Raw genomic sequence first — 16,497 nt, forward strand, 5'->3', positions numbered from 1 at the left:
GTCGCGGCCTCGGCGCGCAGCAGCGCGAGGAGAACCTCGCCGTCGTCGGGGCGCCGCTCGTGTGCGGCCGCCAGGTCGTCGAGCGCCTCGGCGTGCCGGCCCAGCCGGGCGGCGGCCAGCGCCGCGACCTCCCGCGCGGTCGTACGTCGCTGGTCCGCGGCGTGCCGCAGGTCGCCGAGCGGTCCGGCCCCGGGGACGCCCACCTCCATCGCCGCCGCCGATGACGCGAGGCGGAAGGCCTCGGTGGCCTCGCCGGAGGCAAGCGCAGCGCGTGCGGCCGCGAGGTGGGCCGCTTGGAGGCGGGCATCGACGTCCTCGTCGGCCAGGCCGAGCCGGTACCCGCCCTCGACCCGCTGGACGGCGTCCGGCGCCGTGGCCGTGCGGGTGCGGGACACCAGCACCTGCAGCGCCTTGGCCGGGTGCACGGGCTCCGCGTCGGGCCAGATCTCCTGCACGAGCCGACCGTCGCTCACCCCCGCCGGCTCGGCGACCAGCACCGCGAGCAGCGCCCCCACCCGCTCGCCGGGCAGCGGCACGCCAGCCCACGAGACCCCGTCGAGCAGACGCAGCACGACTACTCCCGGGCCCGGGGGTGGGCGGTGGCGAACACCTCGCGCAGGTTGTCGACCGTGACGAGGGTGTAGACCTGCGTGGTCGTGACGGATGCGTGCCCGAGGAGCTCCTGGACGACGCGCACGTCGGCGCCTCCGTCGAGCAGGTGGGTGGCGAACGAGTGCCGCAGCGTGTGCGGGGAGACCGACGCGGTCACCCCGGCACGATCAGCGGCCTTGACCAGCACCGCCCACGCGCTCTGCCGCGACAACCGGCCACCGCGAGAGTTGAGGAACATCGCCGGGCCGCCCTTGCCGGCGCCGACCAGCTCGGGCCGTGCACGCGTGAGGTAGGCGGCCACGGCATCGCGGGCGTAGCCGCCGACCGGCACCAGCCGCTCCTTGCCGCCCTTGCCGCGCAGCAGCACCGTGCCGTCGACCTGGTCGAGGTCGTCGACGTCGAGCCCGACCGCCTCGGAGATGCGCGCCCCGGTGCCGTAGAGCAGCTCGAGCAGGGCCCGGTCGCGCAGCGCGAGGACCGTGTCGGGAGCGCCCGCCGCCTCGAGGATCGCCTCGACGTCGGACAGCGGCAGCGCCTTGGGCAGCCGCTTCGCGGGCGTGGGCGGCTTGACCGCGGCCGCCGGGTCGGCCGTCGCCAGGCCGTCGGAGACGGCGAACTTGTGGAAGCCGCGCACGGCCACGACCGTCCGCGCCGCCGACGTCGCGCTCAGCGGTGGATGGGCCTCGCTCCCCTCACGCAGGCTGACCAGGAACGCGGCCACCGTCGCCTCGGTGATCGCGTCCAGGTCGTCGATGCCCTGCCCGGTCAGGAACTCGTCGTAGCGGGCCAGGTCACGCCGGTAGGAGCTCAGCGTGTTGACCGCCAGCCCGCGCTCGACCGCCAAGTGGTCGAGGTAGGTGCGGACCGCGCGGTCCAGCCTCGCCCCAGAGCTCACCCGAGGACGGTATCGAGTTCCACCGACTCGATGCCCACGGCTTCGCCGACCGGCGCGTTGGTGAGCTCGCCGGCGTGGGTGTTGAGGCCGAGGGCCAGGCTCCTGTCGTCGCGCAGCGCCTGCTGCCAGCCCTTGTCGGCGAGGGCCACGGCGTAGGGCAGCGTCGCGTTGGTGAGGGCGTACGTCGAGGTGTTCGGCACCGCGCCGGGCATGTTGGCCACGCAGTAGAACACCGAGTCGTGAACCTCGTAGGTCGGGTCGTCGTGCGTCGTGGCGTGGGAGTCCTCGAAGCAGCCGCCCTGGTCGATCGCGATGTCCACCAGGACCGAGCCGGGCTTCATCCGCGAGACGAGGTCGTTGCTCACCAGCTTGGGCGCCGCGGCGCCCGGGATGAGGACGGCACCGATCACCATGTCGGCCTCCATCACCTGCTGCTCGATGGCGAGCTTGGACGAGGCGAGGCCGTGGACCCGGTTGTTGTAGCGCCAGAACGACATCCGCAGCTTGTCGAGGTCGGTGTCGAGGAGCGTCACGTCGGCGCCCATGCCGAGCGCGATGTTGGCGGCGTTCTGGCCCGAGACGCCCGCGCCGATGATGACGACCTTGGCGTTGGCCACGCCGCCGACACCACCCATGAGGACGCCACGGCCGCCGTTGGCCTTGAGCAGGGAGTGCGCGCCGACCTGCGGTGCGAGGCAGCCGGCGACCTCCGACATCGGGTAGAGCAGCGGCAGCCCGCCCGAGGGCAGCTGGACCGTCTCGTAGGCGATGGCGGTGACCTTCCGGGCAATCAGCTCCTCGGTCAGCGGCTTGTCGGCGGCGAGGTGGAGGTAGGTGAAGAGGGTCTGGCCCTCCCGCATCCGCTCGTACTCCTCGGCGACGGGCTCCTTGACCTTGAGGACCATGTCGGCGGTGCCCCACACGTCGTCGGCGGTGTCGAGCATCGTGGCGCCCGCGGCGACGTACTCCTCGTCGGGGATCTGCGATCCCTCGCCGGCGGTCTTCTGCACCACGACCTCGTGACCGTGCTGGACGAGCTCGTGCACGCCGATCGGGGTCAGGGCCACGCGGTACTCGCGGTTCTTGACTTCCTTGGGTACGCCGACCTTCATGCCTTGCTCCTCAGGGACTCGGGGGCCACCACGGTGTGGCCCGCCTCACAGCGAGGGCGAGACTACTCCCGGGAGGCCCCTACGGGGCGTCGAGGGCCCCGCGGCGCTTGAGCACGTCGTACGCCAGTACCGCCTGCGCCAGCGGCCCCTGCCGCACCCGCCCCTCGAGGACGGCCTCGAGCAGGTCGGCCATGGGCACCCAGAACCGCTCCATCTCGGCCTCCTCGTGCTCCATCTCGAAGTCCCCCCGCGGCGCGTGGGTCAGCCCGCGCGCCAGGAAGATCTCGTGCACCTCGTCGCTGATCCCCGCGCTGGAGAAGGTGCTCAGCAGCAGCCGCCAGTCGGCGGCGTCGAGCTCGACCTCCTCGCGCAGCTCGCGCCTCGCCGTCTCGACGGCCGGCTCGTCGCCCGCGTCCCGCAGGCCGGCGGGGAGCTCGACGAACTCGTGCCCGCTGGTGTGGCGGTACTGCCGCAGGCACATCACCCGCTCGTCGTCGTCGACCGCGAGCACGACGACCGCGCCGGGGTGCTCCAGGCTGAGCCGGCTGAACTCCTCCGAGTGCCCGGGCCGCGTGATCCGGTCCTCGCGCAGCGCGACCACCCAGTCGTCGCGGTGCAGGTCCTGGCTGGACACGACGGGCCACGCCATCGGCCGGTCGGCGAGCTCGTCCTGGCGGTCGTGGGTGCTCGGGTCGGTCATGGCTCGACGCTAGCCCAGAGGCACATGCGGGTGGACAGGGTGAGTTAGGTTCGGCTGCATGACGTTGTCGACCCTCACCAAGCACGAAGCGAAGACCCGGTCGGACCTCCTCGAGGTCCTGCGCTACGACATCGACGTGGACACGACCGGCCTGCTCGAGGGCGAGGTGTGGCGCTCCACCAGCACCATCGCGTTCACGTGCTCCGAGCCCGGCGCGACCACCTTCGTGGACGTCGCGATGGACGTGGTCCGCGCGACCCTCAACGGTGCGGACGTCGACGTCTCCGCCGCGGCCGACGGTCGCCTGCCGCTCCCCGCGCTCGCGGCCGACAACGTCCTGGTCGTCGAGGCGAGCACCACCAACACCGCCACCGGCGAGGGCATCCTGCGCACGGTCGACCCGACCGACAAGCTGGTCTACGTCTGGACCAGCCTCGAGCCCGACGAGGCCCGCCGCGTGTGGGCCTGCTTCGACCAGCCCGACCTCAAGGCACCCCACCGCTTCGTCGTGACCGCGCCGTCGTCGTGGCTCGTCACCTCCAACGGTGCGCCCGAGTCGGTCGAGGACGCGGAGACCGACGACGCGCGGGTGTGGACCTTCCCCGACACGCCCCGCCTGTCGACGTACGTCGTGGTGGTCAACGCCGGCCCGTTCCACGAGGTGCGGCAGCAGCACGACGGCTCCGACCTGGGCTTCTACTGCCGTCAGTCGCTCGTGCCGATCCTCGAGCGTGACCTCGACGAGATGGTCACCCTCACGCGGCAGGGCCTCGCGTTCTTCGGCGAGCGGTTCGGCTACCCGTTCCCGCAGGAGCGCTACGACCAGGTCTTCGTGCCGAACCTCGGCGGCGCGATGGAGAACTGGGGCTGCGTCACCTACGGCGACGGCCAGCTCTTCCGCACTCCCCCGACCCACGCGCAGCGCGCCGTCCGCGCGGAGTTCATCTTCCACGAGATGGCGCACATGTGGTTCGGCGACCTCGTGACGATGCAGTGGTGGGACGACCTCTGGCTCAACGAGGCGTTCGCCTCCTGGGCGGCCAACTGGGGCATGGCGGGGGCGAGCGAGTTCACCGAGCAGTGGGCCACCTTCCTCGCCGCCTTCAAGCGCACCGCCTACGAGATGGACATGAGCCCGGCTCGCCACCCCATCCGCAGCGACGTGCCCGACGTGTCGTCGGCGATGTCCAACTTCGACGCCATCACCTACGTCAAGGGCCAGAGCGTGCTGCACCAGCTCGTCGCTTACATCGGCGAGGACGCGTTCGTCGAGGGCCTGCGTGACTACTTCAGCCGCTACGCCTTCTCCAACACCCGCCTCGACGACCTGATGGACTGCTACTCGCGGGCCTCGGGTCGCGACCTGTCTGCCTGGACCAAGGCGTGGCTCGACGAGGCCGGCACCGACGTGATCTCGCTCGTCGCAGGCGAGCTCGTCGTGGAGACGACCGACGACCAGGAGCCCCGCCCGCACCGCCTCGACGTGGCCGTCTTCGACGCCTCGGGCGACTCCCTCGTCCCGGTCGGCCGCTCCTCGCACGAGGTGACCGGTCCGCGCACGCCGATCGACCTGCCCGAGGGCGACCTCCGCCTGGTCAACGCCGGCGACTACACGTTCGCCGCCGTCAAGCCGGACCCGACCTCGTTGCGACTGATGCTCGAGCGCGTCCAGCAGCTCGACGACCCGCTCGACCGGGCGCTCGTGGCTGCCACCGCCGGCCAGCTGCTGCTGCTCGGCGACGTCGCCCCTCGCGACGTGTCGAGCGCGCTCACCCGCGCCCTCTCGACGGAGACCAGCCCGGCGCTCGTGGAGCCCTTCCTGAGCCAGGCGCTCCTGGTCGCCGACCGGTGGGCGCCGGCCGACGAGTCCCCCGGCCTGCTGGCCGCGCTGGCCGACGCCGTGATCGGGCTCGTCGACGTGCCCGACGCCCGCCAGGCGGCCCTGCGCACGCTCGCGGCGTCAGCCTCGACCGACGAGCACTGGTCGGTCCTGCAGGCGGCCGCCGACCGGGCGACCGACCTCGACCTGGCCTGGCGGATGGCCGTGCGCCGCGCCGAGCTCGGCGACTACGACGAGGACGTCGTACGCCGTCTGCTCGAGTCCGACCCCGACCCGGACGCCGGCATGCGCCGCCTCGGGGTGCTCGCCGCCCGTCCCGACGTCGAGGCCAAGGAGGAGGTGTGGCGGGCGTTCTTCGTCGACTACGCCGTGCCGGCCAGCCGGGAGACCCTCGTGCTGGGCTCGACGTTCTGGCGTCCCGGCCAGGCCGAGCTCCTGGCGCCGTTCACGCACCGCTACCTCGAGGAGCTGCACACGCTCAAGGGCGGGCTCCTCAACCAGGGGCTCACCATCCGCGCGATGTACCCCCTCGGTGCGGGCGACGAGTCGTTCCTCGCCGCCGCCGAGGCCGCGGCCGACGACACCAGCCTGATGGCCTACGCCCGCAACCAGCTCCGCGCGAACTCGTTCGTCCTCGGCCGGGTCCTGCAGGCCCGCCGCCTCTGACGTCCGACCTGCTGCGCTTCAGCGATCCCCGGTCAGCCGGGGATCACGTCCCCGCGGGGCGTCAGTCCTCGGTGCCCTCGTCCTTGCGGCGCAGGCCCGACTCGTCGAGCGGGAAGCGCTCGGAGCGCTGCCGCTCGATGGCCGCGCCGACCAGGCCGGCGAACAGCGGGTGCGGCCGGGTGGGACGCGAGCGCAGCTCGGGGTGCGCCTGCGTGGCGACGTAGTAGGGGTGCACGTCGGCGGGCAGCTCGACGAACTCCACCAGCCCGAGCTCGGGGTTCACGCCCGAGAACACCAGGCCCGCCGCGGCGAGGGGCTCGCGGTAGGCGTCGTTGAACTCGTAGCGGTGGCGGTGCCGCTCCTCGACGGTGCCTGAGCCGTACGCCGCCCGCACCACGCTGCCCTCCGCGAGGTCGGCCTTCTGCAGGCCGAGCCGCATGGTGCCGCCGAGGTCGCCGGCGCCCTCGACGTACTTCTTCTGCTCCTCGATGGTGGAGATGACCGGCTCGACGGTGTCGGGGTCGAACTCCGTCGACCCCGCCTTGGTCAGCCCCGCCACGTTGCGGGCGTACTCGATCACCATGCACTGCAGGCCCAGGCACAGCCCGAGCGTCGGGATGCCGTGGGTGCGGGTGTAGTTCAGCGCACCGAGCTTGCCCTCGATGCCGCGCACACCGAAGCCGCCAGGCACGAGCACCGCGTCGACGTCGGCGAGGTGCTTGGCCGCACCGGCCTCGGTCTGGCACTCGTCGGAGGCGACCCACCGGATGTGCACCTTGGCGTCGTGGGCGAAGCCGCCGGCACGCAGCGCCTCGCTGACGGAGAGGTAGGCGTCGGGCAGGTCGATGTACTTGCCGACGAGCGCGACCGTGACCTCCTCGGAGGGGTGGTGCACCCGGCGCAGCAGGTCGTCCCAGTCGGTCCAGTTGACGTCGCGGAACGGCAGGTCGAGGCGGCGTACGACGTAGGCGTCGAGGCCCTCGCGGTGCAGCACCTTCGGGATGTCGTAGATCGACGGCGCGTCGGCGCACGTCACGACGGCCTCGTCGTCCACGTCGCACATGAGGGCGATCTTGCGCTTGATGCCCTCGGGCAGGTCGCGGTCGGAGCGGCACACGATCGCGTCGGGCTGGATGCCGATGGAGCGCAGGGCGGCGACCGAGTGCTGGGTGGGCTTGGTCTTCAGCTCGCCGGACGGACCGATGTAGGGCACCAGGGACACGTGGATGAAGAAGCAGTTGTCGCGCCCGATCTCGTGCCGGGTCTGGCGGGCGGCCTCGAGGAACGGCAGCGACTCGATGTCGCCGACGGTGCCGCCGACCTCGGTGATGACCACGTCGATGTCCGGGCCGCCCATCGCGAGGATGCGGTCCTTGATCTCGTTGGTGATGTGCGGGATGACCTGCACGGTGTCGCCGAGGTAGTCGCCGCGGCGCTCCTTGGCGATGACCGTCGAGTAGACCTGACCGGTCGTGACGTTTGCGATCTGGTTGAGATCGGTGTCGAGGAACCGCTCGTAGTGACCGATGTCGAGGTCGGTCTCGGCACCGTCGTTGGTCACGAAGACCTCACCGTGCTGGAACGGGTTCATCGTGCCGGGATCCACGTTGAGGTAGGGATCCAGCTTCTGCATCGTGACGCGCAGTCCGCGCGCCTTCAGCAGGTTGCCCAGGCTCGAGGCGGTGAGCCCCTTGCCGAGGGAGGAGGCGACGCCTCCGGTGACGAATACGTGCTTGGTCGGCGTGCGGCTCTTCACGGGCTTTTACCCTACCCGAGGGGGACGGGTCCGTCCGCACCCGACGCACCGAACGCCCCACCCGGAGTCGTCAGCGAGCGCTGGAGGGTGAGGATCGTCGCGACCCGGCCGGCGGCCGTGTCGACTCCGTCGAGCGTCGCCACGGCGGCTGAGACCGGGTCCGCGCGGAGCCGGCCGAGCTGGCCCTCCCCGCCGTCGGAGGTGGCGCCCGCCACGACCACGCCGCCTGCCTGGACGGCGAGTCCCTGGGCGAGCCCGGCGAGGATCGCGTCGGAGCCCTCGTCACCGGCGTCCGTGCCCAGCACGACCAGCACGAGCGGCGAGCGCTGCGCGACCTCGCCGGGCTTGGCCATCAGGCCGGCGCCGCTGACGGCGTCGACGATGGCACGGGCCTTGCCGTTGACGTCCTGGCCCGCGGCCTCCTTGGTCGCGATCGCGAGGCCGAGCAGCTGTCCGATCCGGTCGTACGTCGACGCCTCGGCGGCGACGTCGCCCTCGGCCTGCTGGGTCAGCAGCTGGCTGCCCAGCGTGTCGACCAGCGACTTCTGGCCGGGGTCGACGATGTCCGCGGACAGGTCGTAGCGTGCGCTGACCGTGCCGCCGGCGGCGGTCACCTGCTCGGTGAGCGCGGTGACGACCTGCTCGTCGGCGCCCGGCACGGTCACCACGGCGACCGATCGCTCAGCAAGGCGACCGCTGACCGTGGCCGGCCCCAGCGCGGACACGACGCTCTCGGTGTAGTCGGTCTGCGCCCGGTCCGCCGCAGGGGCGGTGTCCGCCTCCCCGGACGAGGTCGCGGCGGTGGGGCCGACGTCGGAGAGCGGGCCCCCGCCGAGGACGATCCCCGCCGCGAGGGCGAGGAAGACGGCGACGATGGTGAGCAGGTGGTGGCGCAGGGTGATCACGGAAGAATTCCTCGGACGTTGTCGATCAGGTCTGACGTGGTGCTGGTGACGGACGGCGAGACCTCGTCGACCCACTGCTGGCCGACCGGGGTGACGCTGACGGCCGCTGCGAGGGCGAGCACCCCGGCGACCAGGGCGCCGACGAGGTGACGGGGCCGGACCGCACCGTCGTAGAGCCGCGGCAGGGCCGCCGCGTCCACGAGGTCGGGCCCGAGCTTGAGGCGGGTCAGGAACGTGCTGGCCAGGCCGCTGCGGCGCCGGTCGAGGAACTCGGCGAGGGTGGCGTGCATGCCCACGCCGACGATCAGCGAGGCCTCGTGCGCCGAGGCGAGCAGCAGGGCGGCGTCCTCGGTCGTGGCGGAGGTCTCGAAGCGCAGCGGGCGGATGCCGAGCCGCTCGAACGGCTCGGTCGCGCTGCGCGGAGCGCCACGCTCGACGAGGACGACCACGTCGCGGGCCCGGCGCAGGACGGCGGCCGCGGGCAGGTCGTCGGAGCCGCCGGTCACCACGATGACGTCCGGTCGGTGCCCGGCGCTCGCCAGGGCGTCCGCACCGCGGTCGACCCCGACCAGGACGGGGCGCTGCTCACGCACGAAGGGCTTGATGCCGCGCAGCTCCTGCTCCCACCCGTGGGAGCGCACGGCCACCACGACGGGGCGACCGGCCATCTCGGTGGCGGTCCGTGGCACCCCGTGGCCGTGGAGCAGGAGGTCCTGCTCGCGGCGGAGGAACTCGGTGCTGTTGTGGGTGAAGCTCTCGAGCTGCGCGGAGAGGCCGGTGCGGGCGCCGTCCATCTCGGAGGCGACGAGGTCGACGGTCAGCTCGCGGCCCTCGGCGACCTGGGTGCCGCCGGCGTGCACCGCGTCCCCGTCGACCCGGAGGGCGGCCCCGTCGCGGACCCGGTCGAAGATCTCCGGACCGACGCTGTCGACGACCGTGAGCCCGGCCTCGACGAGCAGCTGCGGACCCATGTTCGGGTAGCGGCCCGAGATCATCGGGCTGGCGTTGACCACGGCCACGACACCGGCGTCGACGAGCGCCTGGGCGCTGGCGCGGTCCATGTCGAGGTGGTCGAGGACGGCGACGTCCCCTGCGTGCAGGCGGCCGAGGACGCTGGCCGTACGGCGGTGGACCCGGGCGGGACCGTGCACACCGGGGAGGGCGGGGGCTTGGCGGGAGCGGACTGCGAACTTCATGACCCCGCCATGGTGTCAGCCGCGGGCAGGCCTCTCGGGGAGGCACGCCCGCTCGGGCGCGGCGGCCTCCAGCAGCTCCCGGGCGTGCGCGCGCGCACTGTCGGAGTCCTCGACGCCGGCGAGCATCCGCGACAGCTCGCGCTCGCGGTCGTCGTCGGTCAAGGATACGAGTCCCGAGGTCGTGACCGTGCCGTCGCTGGACTTGTGGACGACCACGTGGCGGTCGGCGTAGGCCGCGACCTGCGGCAGGTGGGTCACGACCAGCACCTGCGACGTGCGTGCCAGGGCGGCGAGGCGGCGCCCGACCTCGATGGCGGCCTTGCCGCCGACGCCGGCGTCGACCTCGTCGAACACGAACGTCGGGACGGACCCGGTCTCGGCCAGGGAGACCTCGAGGGCGAGCATCACGCGGGAGAGCTCACCGCCGGACGCGCCCTTGTGCAGGGGGCGGGCGTCAGCGCCCGTGTTGGCGGCGAGCAGGAACTCGACGTCGTCGATGCCGTGCGCACCGGCGCGCACCCAGCGGCCGTCGACCAGCAGCTGTGGTCCGGCCGGGGTCTCCGGCGCGGGCGTGTCCTGCTGGGTGATCGCGATGGTGACCGTGGCGTGCGGCATGGCCAGCGAGGTGAGCTCATCGCTCACCGCCTCGCCGAGCCGTTGGGCAGCGTCGTGACGCTGGGCGCTGAGGGTGCCGGCGAGGTCGCCGAGCTCGGTGCGGATGCGATCGCGTCGGGACTCCAGCTCGGTGATCTGCCCGTCGGTGCCCTCGAGGTCCAGGAGCCGCTTCGCGCCGTCCTCGGCCCACGCGAGCACCTCGTCGATCGTCTCGCCGTACTTGCGGGTGAGCGCCGTCAGCGCCGCCCGTCGCTCCGAGACGGCCGCGAGACGGCCCGGGTCGGTCTCGAGGGAGGCGGCGTAGGACGCGACGTCACCGGCGAGGTCGACGAGCAGGTGGCTCAGCTCGGCGAGCCGGTCGGCGAGCTCCCCCGCCGCGGGGTCGTGGTCGCGGACGCCGTCGAGCGCCCGCCGTGCCGCGCTGGTCGTGGCCAGGGAGTCGGGTGCGCCCTCCTCGCTGGAGAGCGCCTCGCGAGCCGTCTCGGCCGCGGTGCGCAGCGTGTCGGCGAACCCCAGGCGCGTCTCCTCGGCGGCGAGCTCGGCGTCCTCCCCGGGGTGCGCGTCGACCGCCTCGACCTCCCCGAGGCCGAACCGCAGCTGGTCGGCCTCCCGCGCGCGCTCGCGAGCCGAGCCGACCACCTCGGCGAGCGTCCGCTCGGTCACGACCAGCTCGGCCCACAGGGCGGCGTACGACGACGCGGTCGCGGCCAGCGTCTCGCCGCCGAACCGGTCGAGCGAGGCACGCTGGGCACCGGACCGGAGCAGCCGGTGCTGGTCGGACTGGCCGTGCACGGCCACGAGGGGCTCGGCGACCTCGGCCAGGGTCGCCACCGGCACCGACGCGCCGCCGACCCAGGCCCGCGAGCGCCCCTGCGCGGCGACGTTGCGGGCGAGGACGACCTGGTCCTCCTCCACCTCACCGCCGGCGTCCTCCACGGCCGTACGGAAGCCGTCGAGGTCGCTGACGGCGACGACCCCCTCGACGCGGGCCTGCTTGGCGCCCGAGCGCACGGCTCCCGGGTCGGCCCGGCCGCCGAGCAGCAGACCGAGCGCGGTCACGACCATCGTCTTGCCGGCGCCTGTCTCGCCCGTGATGACGGTCAGGCCGGGCCCGAGCTCGAGCGTCGAGGACTCGATGACCCCGAGCTCACTGATCCGCAGCTCCTCAAGCATCGGCGTCCCCGTTGTCGCGGCGCCGGCGCTCGGCGGCGCCACGCCACCCCTCGACCGGCAGGTCGAACTTGGCCACCAGCCGGTCGGTGAACGACGCGTGCTGCAGCCGGACGAGACGCACCGGACGGGCACCACGGCGCACCTCGATGCGGGCGCCCGGGGGCAGGTCGACCGTGCGGCGACCGTCGCACCACAGCACGCCGGAGCCCTCGGTGTTGGACAGCACCTCGACGGCGAGCACCGACGTGGGCGCCACCACCATCGGTCGGGCGAACAGCGCGTGGGCGCTCAGCGGGACCATCAGCAGGGCCTCGACCTCGGGCCACACCACCGGGCCGCCCGCGCTGAAGTTGTAGGCGGTCGATCCCGTCGGGGTGGCGCAGACGACGCCGTCGCAGCCCCACCGCGACAGCGGGCGCCCGTCGACCTCGACGACGACCTCGAGCATGCGCTCGCGCGCGGCCTTCTCGACGCTCGCCTCGTTGAGGGCGAAGGTGGAGAACCGCACCTCCTTGCCCACCAGCACGCAGACGTCGAGGGTGAGCCGGTCCTCGGCGGTGTAGTCCCGGGCGACGATGGCGGCGATCGTGGACTCGACGTCCTCCTGCTCCGCCTCGGCGAGGAATCCCACGTGGCCGAGGTTGACCCCCAGCAGCGGGGTGCTCGTCGCATGGGTCAGCTCGGCCGCGCGGAGGATCGAGCCGTCGCCGCCGATGACCAGCACCAGCTCGCAGCCCTCACCTGGCACGTCGTCGGGACGGGTCGTCTCGACGAGGCCGTCGACGTCGGCCAGGCCCAGGTCGGCAGCCTCGTCCGCGAGCAGTCGTACGGCGATGCCGTGGGCGGTCAGGCTCTGGACGCAGGCCCGAGCCACGTCCCGCGCCTCGGCCCGGCCGGTGTGGGCGAGCACCAGGACTCGGCGCTGGGGACTGTGGGTGCTCACGGGTCCACCCTCTCACCCGCCACCCCCATCGACCCGGCGCGCTCGACCTCGGCGCGGATCGCGTCCGCACCGATCGAGGCCGGACCGCGACGCAGCAGGAGGAAGAACTCGACGTTGCCTGAGGGTCCGGGGAGCGGGCTCACCGTGACGGCCACCGCACCCCAGCCGCGCTCGGCGGCGAGGTCAGCGATCGTGGTGACCGCCTCGGACCGCAGCGCGAGGTCACGGACCACCCCACCCTTGCCGACGCGCTCCTTGCCGACTTCGAACTGCGGCTTCACCATCAGCGCCAGCGCGCCGTCCTCGCGGGTGACGGACAGCAGCGGGTCGAGCACCAGGGCGAGAGAGATGAAGGACAGGTCGCCCACCACCAGGTCGACGGGGTCGCCGACGATGTCGAGGGTGAGCTCGCGGATGTTGGTGCGGTCGTGCACCTGCACCCGCTCGTCGCTCTGCAGCGACCAGGCCAGCTGTCCGTAGCCGACGTCCACCGCCACGACCTCCCGCGCCCCGGCCCGCAGGAGCACGTCGGTGAAGCCGCCGGTGGACGCACCGGCGTCCAGGCAGCGCTTGCCGCCGACGGTGAGGCCGTGCTCGGCGAACGCCTTGAGGGCCCCGGCCAGCTTGTGCCCGCCCCGGGAGACGTAGTCGACGGACGTGGGGTCGTCCTTGACCACGATCGCGACGTCGGTCGTGACACCGGTCGCCGGCTTCGTGGCGCGCGCGCCCGAGACGGTCACCCGGCCGGCGGCGACCAGCTCGCTGGCGTGGTCGCGCGAACGGGCCAGGCCGCGCCGGACGAGCTCCTGGTCCAGTCGTAGACGTCTGGGCGGCACAGGTGTTCAGACGCCCCGGGGGTCGCCGGACGCGTCGGGCCGGGCGTCGAGGGCGCGACGCAGCTGCTCGTGGGCGCGCTCGAACACCGCGACGTGCTCGGCCACCGGTGCGTCGGCCAGCGCCGCCACCTCCGCCAGCACGCGGTCGACCGACTCGACGCCGGTCGGCTCGTGGTCGGGCAGCTCGCTCATGGCCGCGAGCCTACTCGGCGCCGAGCTGTCGGACCGGTCCGGGAGGCGTCGTGTCGGAGACGTCGGCCGCGCTGCCCGACTCGTCCAGGTGGCGCCAGCACGCCGTGGCCGCAACGCGCCACCAGTCGGCGTCGTCGCCCTCCCCCTCGATGGTCAGCCGACCGTCCGCGACGCTCGCGGTCCAGCCGCCGAGCTCGACCGTCGCGTCGGTGACCGACGGCACGGGCTGCGGCTCGAACAGGCCGGCCAGCGTCGGGGAGATGTACGTCGGCCGCAGCCGGGGCGGCGCCGAGGCGAGGTCCTCGATCCAGGTCACACCGGTGAGCACCAGCAGCGAGGGCGCATCGATCGCATGGGCGCCCTCGATGTCGGTGTCGAGCCGGTCTCCGACCATGAGCGGCCGGTTGCCACCCACGCGCAGGACGGTCTCCTCCATCAGCGGCTTCTCGGGCTTGCCGGCCACGATCGCGTCGACGCCCGCGAAGCCGGTGATGGTCCGCACGAGGACGCCGTGGCCGGGTGCCAGTCCGTAGGGAGTGGGGATCGTCAGGTCGGCGTTGCTCGCCACGTAGGGCAGGCCGTCGCGCACGAGGGTCGAGACGCGCATGATGTCGCGCCAGCGGACGTCGGGTCCGTAGCCGCTCGCCACCGCCACGGCACCCTCGGGGTCGTCCACCGGCTCGAGGCCCGCCTCGAGCAGCGCGACCTTCAGACCTTCACCTCCGAGCATCAGCACGCGCGCACCCGCGCCGTGCTCCTCGACCAGGACCCGTGCCGCGGCCTGGGCGGAGGTGACCACGTCGTGCGCCTCGGCCGAGACACCCACCTTGGTCAGCTTCGCCGCCACCTGGTCAGGGGTGCGCGAGGCGTTGTTGGTCACGAACGCCACGTGGCGGCCGGACTCACGCACCCGGTCGATCGCCGCGGCGACCCCGTCGATCGCCTCGCCCCCGACGTAGACCACACCGTCCAGGTCGAACATGACCAGGTCGTGGGCCTCCACGAGGGCAGTCTCGGACTCCTCGAGCATGGTCCACCCCTTTCCGGATTGTGACGAGCGTCCCCCTACGATGCTCCGATGGACCTCGCCACCGTCGTGCCTCCGTACGTGGCGAAGCCCCTCGAGCTGCTCCCGTTCCGGGCGGTGATGCTGTCCCCGACCCGCGTGGGCGACCCCGCCTCCGCGCGAGCACTGGCGCGACCCTATCGCGACGTCGCCGAGCGACTCACGCAGTGGATCGACCGCGGCGACGCGCGTGCCGACGGCGGGCCAGCCCTCTACCTCCACGAGTACACCGCCGCCGGCCTCACGGTCCGCGGGCTCGTCGGTGCCCTCCGCATGTCCGAGCGCGCGGACACGTTGGCCGACCGCGCGGTCTGGCCCCACGAGGCGATCCACCCCGAGCAGGCCGGGGAGCTGGCCGAGCGGATGCTGCAGATGGACCTCAACCCCGCTCCCATCCTCCTGGTGCACCACGGCAGCCAGGAGCTCCGCGACCTGATGGACGAGGTGACGGCCGCCGAGCCGGACTGGCGCTACCTCGACCGCACCGGACAGCGCCAGCGGCTCTGGGCCGTGCGGGACGAGCGGGCGATCGCCCGCATCGGGCACCTCATCTCCAGCAGCTCGTGCCTCCTCGCCGACGGCCACCACCGGTACGCCGCCTACCTGCGACTCCAGGAGGAGCACCCGGGCACCCCGTGGGACGCCGGGCTCGCGATGCTGGTCGACCAGGCCGACACTCCCCTGTTCCTCGGCGCCATCCACCGGACCCTGCCGACCGTGCGCCTCGACGTGCTCGTCGAGGCGACCCGTGCGGCTGGGGCCGAGGTGACCGCGCGATCCCGACAGCAGGCACTCGGCGCCCTCGACAGCACGCACCTCGTGCTGACGGACGGGGAGACGTGGTACGCCGTCGCGCCCCACGGCCTCGACCGGGAGGCTGCGGTGTCGTGGCTGCACGACCACGTCCTCCCCCGGCTGCCCGAGCCGCCGCCCCGCCTCGAGCACCACCACACGGTGGAGGAGGCGCTGACCGCCACCTCACCCGCGGCGCCCGCGGTGCTGCTGCCCAGTCCCGACTTCGCGCAGGTCAAGGCGCTCGTCGAGTCCGGGGGGCTCCTGCCGGAGAAGGCGACCTCGTTCCAGCCGAAGCCGAGCCTCGGCGTCATCATGCGACCGGTGAACGACGGATGATGCGCGCCGTCGAGGCCACCACCTCGACCCGCGACCGTGTCGCTCCCCCTGCCTGGTAGAACCGGCAGCAGACGGCGCCGGTGACCTCGACCGTGTCGCCGGGTCTCCAGCCGGCGATCCGCCGGCGCAGTGCGGCGCTCCAGGCGGAGCACGGGACCGAGTCGACCCGCTGGCTCGTCGTGGTCACCGTCTTCGTCGCGCCGGGGCTCCGCGGCACCGAGATCCGGAAGCTCACCAGAGAGTCTCCGCTCGGCAGCTCGACGGCGACCGGGACGCTCGTGAGCCGGCCGACGAGCCGCACCTCGTTGGCACCGTCGCCGTCACCGTCGGCGGGCGGCTGCGGGCGGCGCTCGCGGGGCGAGCCGCCGCGCGAGCGTCCCTTGCGAGGGGTCGCTGTCTTCTTCGTGTCAGTCGTCGTGCCCGTTGTGGTCACAGTGCACCTCCTGGAGACGACTGTCCCGGGTCGGTGCGACAACCAGCCGTCCCGACGTGGCGGCCCTGTGGACAGCGCCCAACAGGCACGCCCTGTGGACGTCCAGCTGCGAGGTTCGCCCGTCACGACACCCGGAAATGCAGAAGTGGGGCCACCCGAAGGTGACCCCACTTCCACAATGTTTGTCCGGCGGCGTCCTACTCTCCCACAACCTCTCGGTTGCAGTACCATCGGCGCTGAAAGGCTTAACTTCCGGGTTCGGTATGGGACCGGGTGTTTCCCGTTTCGCTATGGCCGCCGTAACTCTTTCAACCTCATCAAACCCCCGGGGCATGTCGCCCTGGGATGGGTTTGTTGGTTGGGAACTGCTTAGTGGACGCGAACAAGAGTGTGTGTCTGTGTGTTCGTTGGTTTGCGCGGTCGTAC

Annotated in this window: 15 protein-coding genes and 1 rRNA gene; 2 read left to right on the forward strand and 14 right to left on the reverse strand. The window is 72.8% G+C overall.

All coding sequences use genetic code 11. The annotated features are described in order from the left end of the window. The 4 genes from ACXJKB_RS22120 to ACXJKB_RS22135 form a co-directional block, all read right to left on the reverse strand. Positions 1 to 572, reverse strand: a 572-nt coding sequence (locus ACXJKB_RS22120; protein ID WP_457192282.1) for an AfsR/SARP family transcriptional regulator, incomplete at its 3' end; no start/stop codon positions are given. A gap of 2 nt (positions 573 to 574) precedes the next feature. Continuing rightward, on the reverse strand, positions 575 to 1,507 hold the full coding sequence (gene xerD, locus ACXJKB_RS22125; RefSeq protein WP_457192284.1) for a site-specific tyrosine recombinase XerD: 933 nt from the start codon (positions 1,505 to 1,507) through the stop codon (positions 575 to 577). Continuing rightward, positions 1,504 to 2,619 (reverse strand): alanine dehydrogenase, encoded by a 1,116-nt coding sequence (gene ald, locus ACXJKB_RS22130; protein ID WP_457192286.1) that lies wholly within the window; start codon positions 2,617 to 2,619, stop codon positions 1,504 to 1,506. The genes xerD and ald overlap by 4 nt, the downstream gene beginning before the upstream one ends. Before the next feature lie 79 nt (positions 2,620 to 2,698). Beyond that, entirely contained in the window at positions 2,699 to 3,319 is a 621-nt protein-coding gene (locus ACXJKB_RS22135) for an NUDIX domain-containing protein (RefSeq protein WP_457192288.1), read from the reverse strand. Positions 3,320 to 3,377: 58 nt separating this feature from the next. Here ACXJKB_RS22135 and pepN point away from each other — a divergent pair, with 58 nt between their 5' ends. Next, on the forward strand, positions 3,378 to 5,825 hold the full coding sequence (gene pepN, locus ACXJKB_RS22140; protein ID WP_457192290.1) for an aminopeptidase N: 2,448 nt from the start codon (positions 3,378 to 3,380) through the stop codon (positions 5,823 to 5,825). A 61-nt stretch (positions 5,826 to 5,886) separates the two neighbouring features. Here pepN and ACXJKB_RS22145 read toward each other — a convergent pair whose 3' ends face one another. From ACXJKB_RS22145 to ACXJKB_RS22180, 8 genes are read right to left on the reverse strand one after another with little or no spacing between them, the layout of a single operon-like run. Then, entirely contained in the window at positions 5,887 to 7,581 is a 1,695-nt protein-coding gene (locus tag ACXJKB_RS22145; RefSeq protein ID WP_457192292.1) for a CTP synthase, read from the reverse strand. A gap of 11 nt (positions 7,582 to 7,592) precedes the next feature. Continuing rightward, complete coding sequence (locus ACXJKB_RS22150; protein ID WP_457192294.1) at positions 7,593 to 8,486, reverse strand: copper transporter; 894 nt, start codon at positions 8,484 to 8,486, stop codon at positions 7,593 to 7,595. Continuing rightward, on the reverse strand, positions 8,483 to 9,682 hold the full coding sequence (gene steA, locus ACXJKB_RS22155) for a putative cytokinetic ring protein SteA (protein WP_457192296.1): 1,200 nt from the start codon (positions 9,680 to 9,682) through the stop codon (positions 8,483 to 8,485). Before steA ends, ACXJKB_RS22150 begins: the two co-directional genes overlap by 4 nt. A gap of 15 nt (positions 9,683 to 9,697) precedes the next feature. After that, positions 9,698 to 11,470: a DNA repair protein RecN gene (gene recN, locus ACXJKB_RS22160; protein WP_457192298.1), complete on the reverse strand. Its 1,773-nt coding sequence runs from the start codon at positions 11,468 to 11,470 to the stop codon at positions 9,698 to 9,700. Beyond that, entirely contained in the window at positions 11,463 to 12,413 is a 951-nt protein-coding gene (locus tag ACXJKB_RS22165) for an NAD kinase (RefSeq protein ID WP_457192299.1), read from the reverse strand. The genes recN and ACXJKB_RS22165 overlap by 8 nt, the downstream gene beginning before the upstream one ends. Beyond that, on the reverse strand, positions 12,410 to 13,249 hold the full coding sequence (locus ACXJKB_RS22170; protein ID WP_457192301.1) for a TlyA family RNA methyltransferase: 840 nt from the start codon (positions 13,247 to 13,249) through the stop codon (positions 12,410 to 12,412). The genes ACXJKB_RS22165 and ACXJKB_RS22170 overlap by 4 nt, the downstream gene beginning before the upstream one ends. A gap of 6 nt (positions 13,250 to 13,255) precedes the next feature. After that, positions 13,256 to 13,441, reverse strand: coding sequence for a hypothetical protein (locus ACXJKB_RS22175; protein ID WP_191197359.1), 186 nt, complete (start codon positions 13,439 to 13,441; stop codon positions 13,256 to 13,258). Between the two features lie 10 nt (positions 13,442 to 13,451). Further along, entirely contained in the window at positions 13,452 to 14,471 is a 1,020-nt protein-coding gene (locus ACXJKB_RS22180; protein ID WP_457192303.1) for an HAD-IIA family hydrolase, read from the reverse strand. Positions 14,472 to 14,519: 48 nt separating this feature from the next. On the opposite strand from ACXJKB_RS22180, the gene ACXJKB_RS22185 reads away from it, so the two are divergent. Beyond that, entirely contained in the window at positions 14,520 to 15,638 is a 1,119-nt protein-coding gene (locus ACXJKB_RS22185) for a DUF1015 family protein (RefSeq protein WP_457192305.1), read from the forward strand. On the opposite strand, the gene ACXJKB_RS22190 is transcribed toward ACXJKB_RS22185, so the two are convergent. Together ACXJKB_RS22190 and rrf are read right to left on the reverse strand one after the other, a co-directional pair. Beyond that, positions 15,613 to 16,071: a single-stranded DNA-binding protein gene (locus tag ACXJKB_RS22190; RefSeq protein ID WP_457192307.1), complete on the reverse strand. Its 459-nt coding sequence runs from the start codon at positions 16,069 to 16,071 to the stop codon at positions 15,613 to 15,615. The genes ACXJKB_RS22185 and ACXJKB_RS22190 overlap by 26 nt on opposite strands. Positions 16,072 to 16,255: 184 nt before the next feature. Continuing rightward, positions 16,256 to 16,373, reverse strand: a 5S ribosomal RNA gene (rrf, locus tag ACXJKB_RS22195). Positions 16,374 to 16,497: the final 124 nt, after the last annotated feature.

Source organism: Nocardioides sp. P5_E3 (assembly GCF_054049275.1).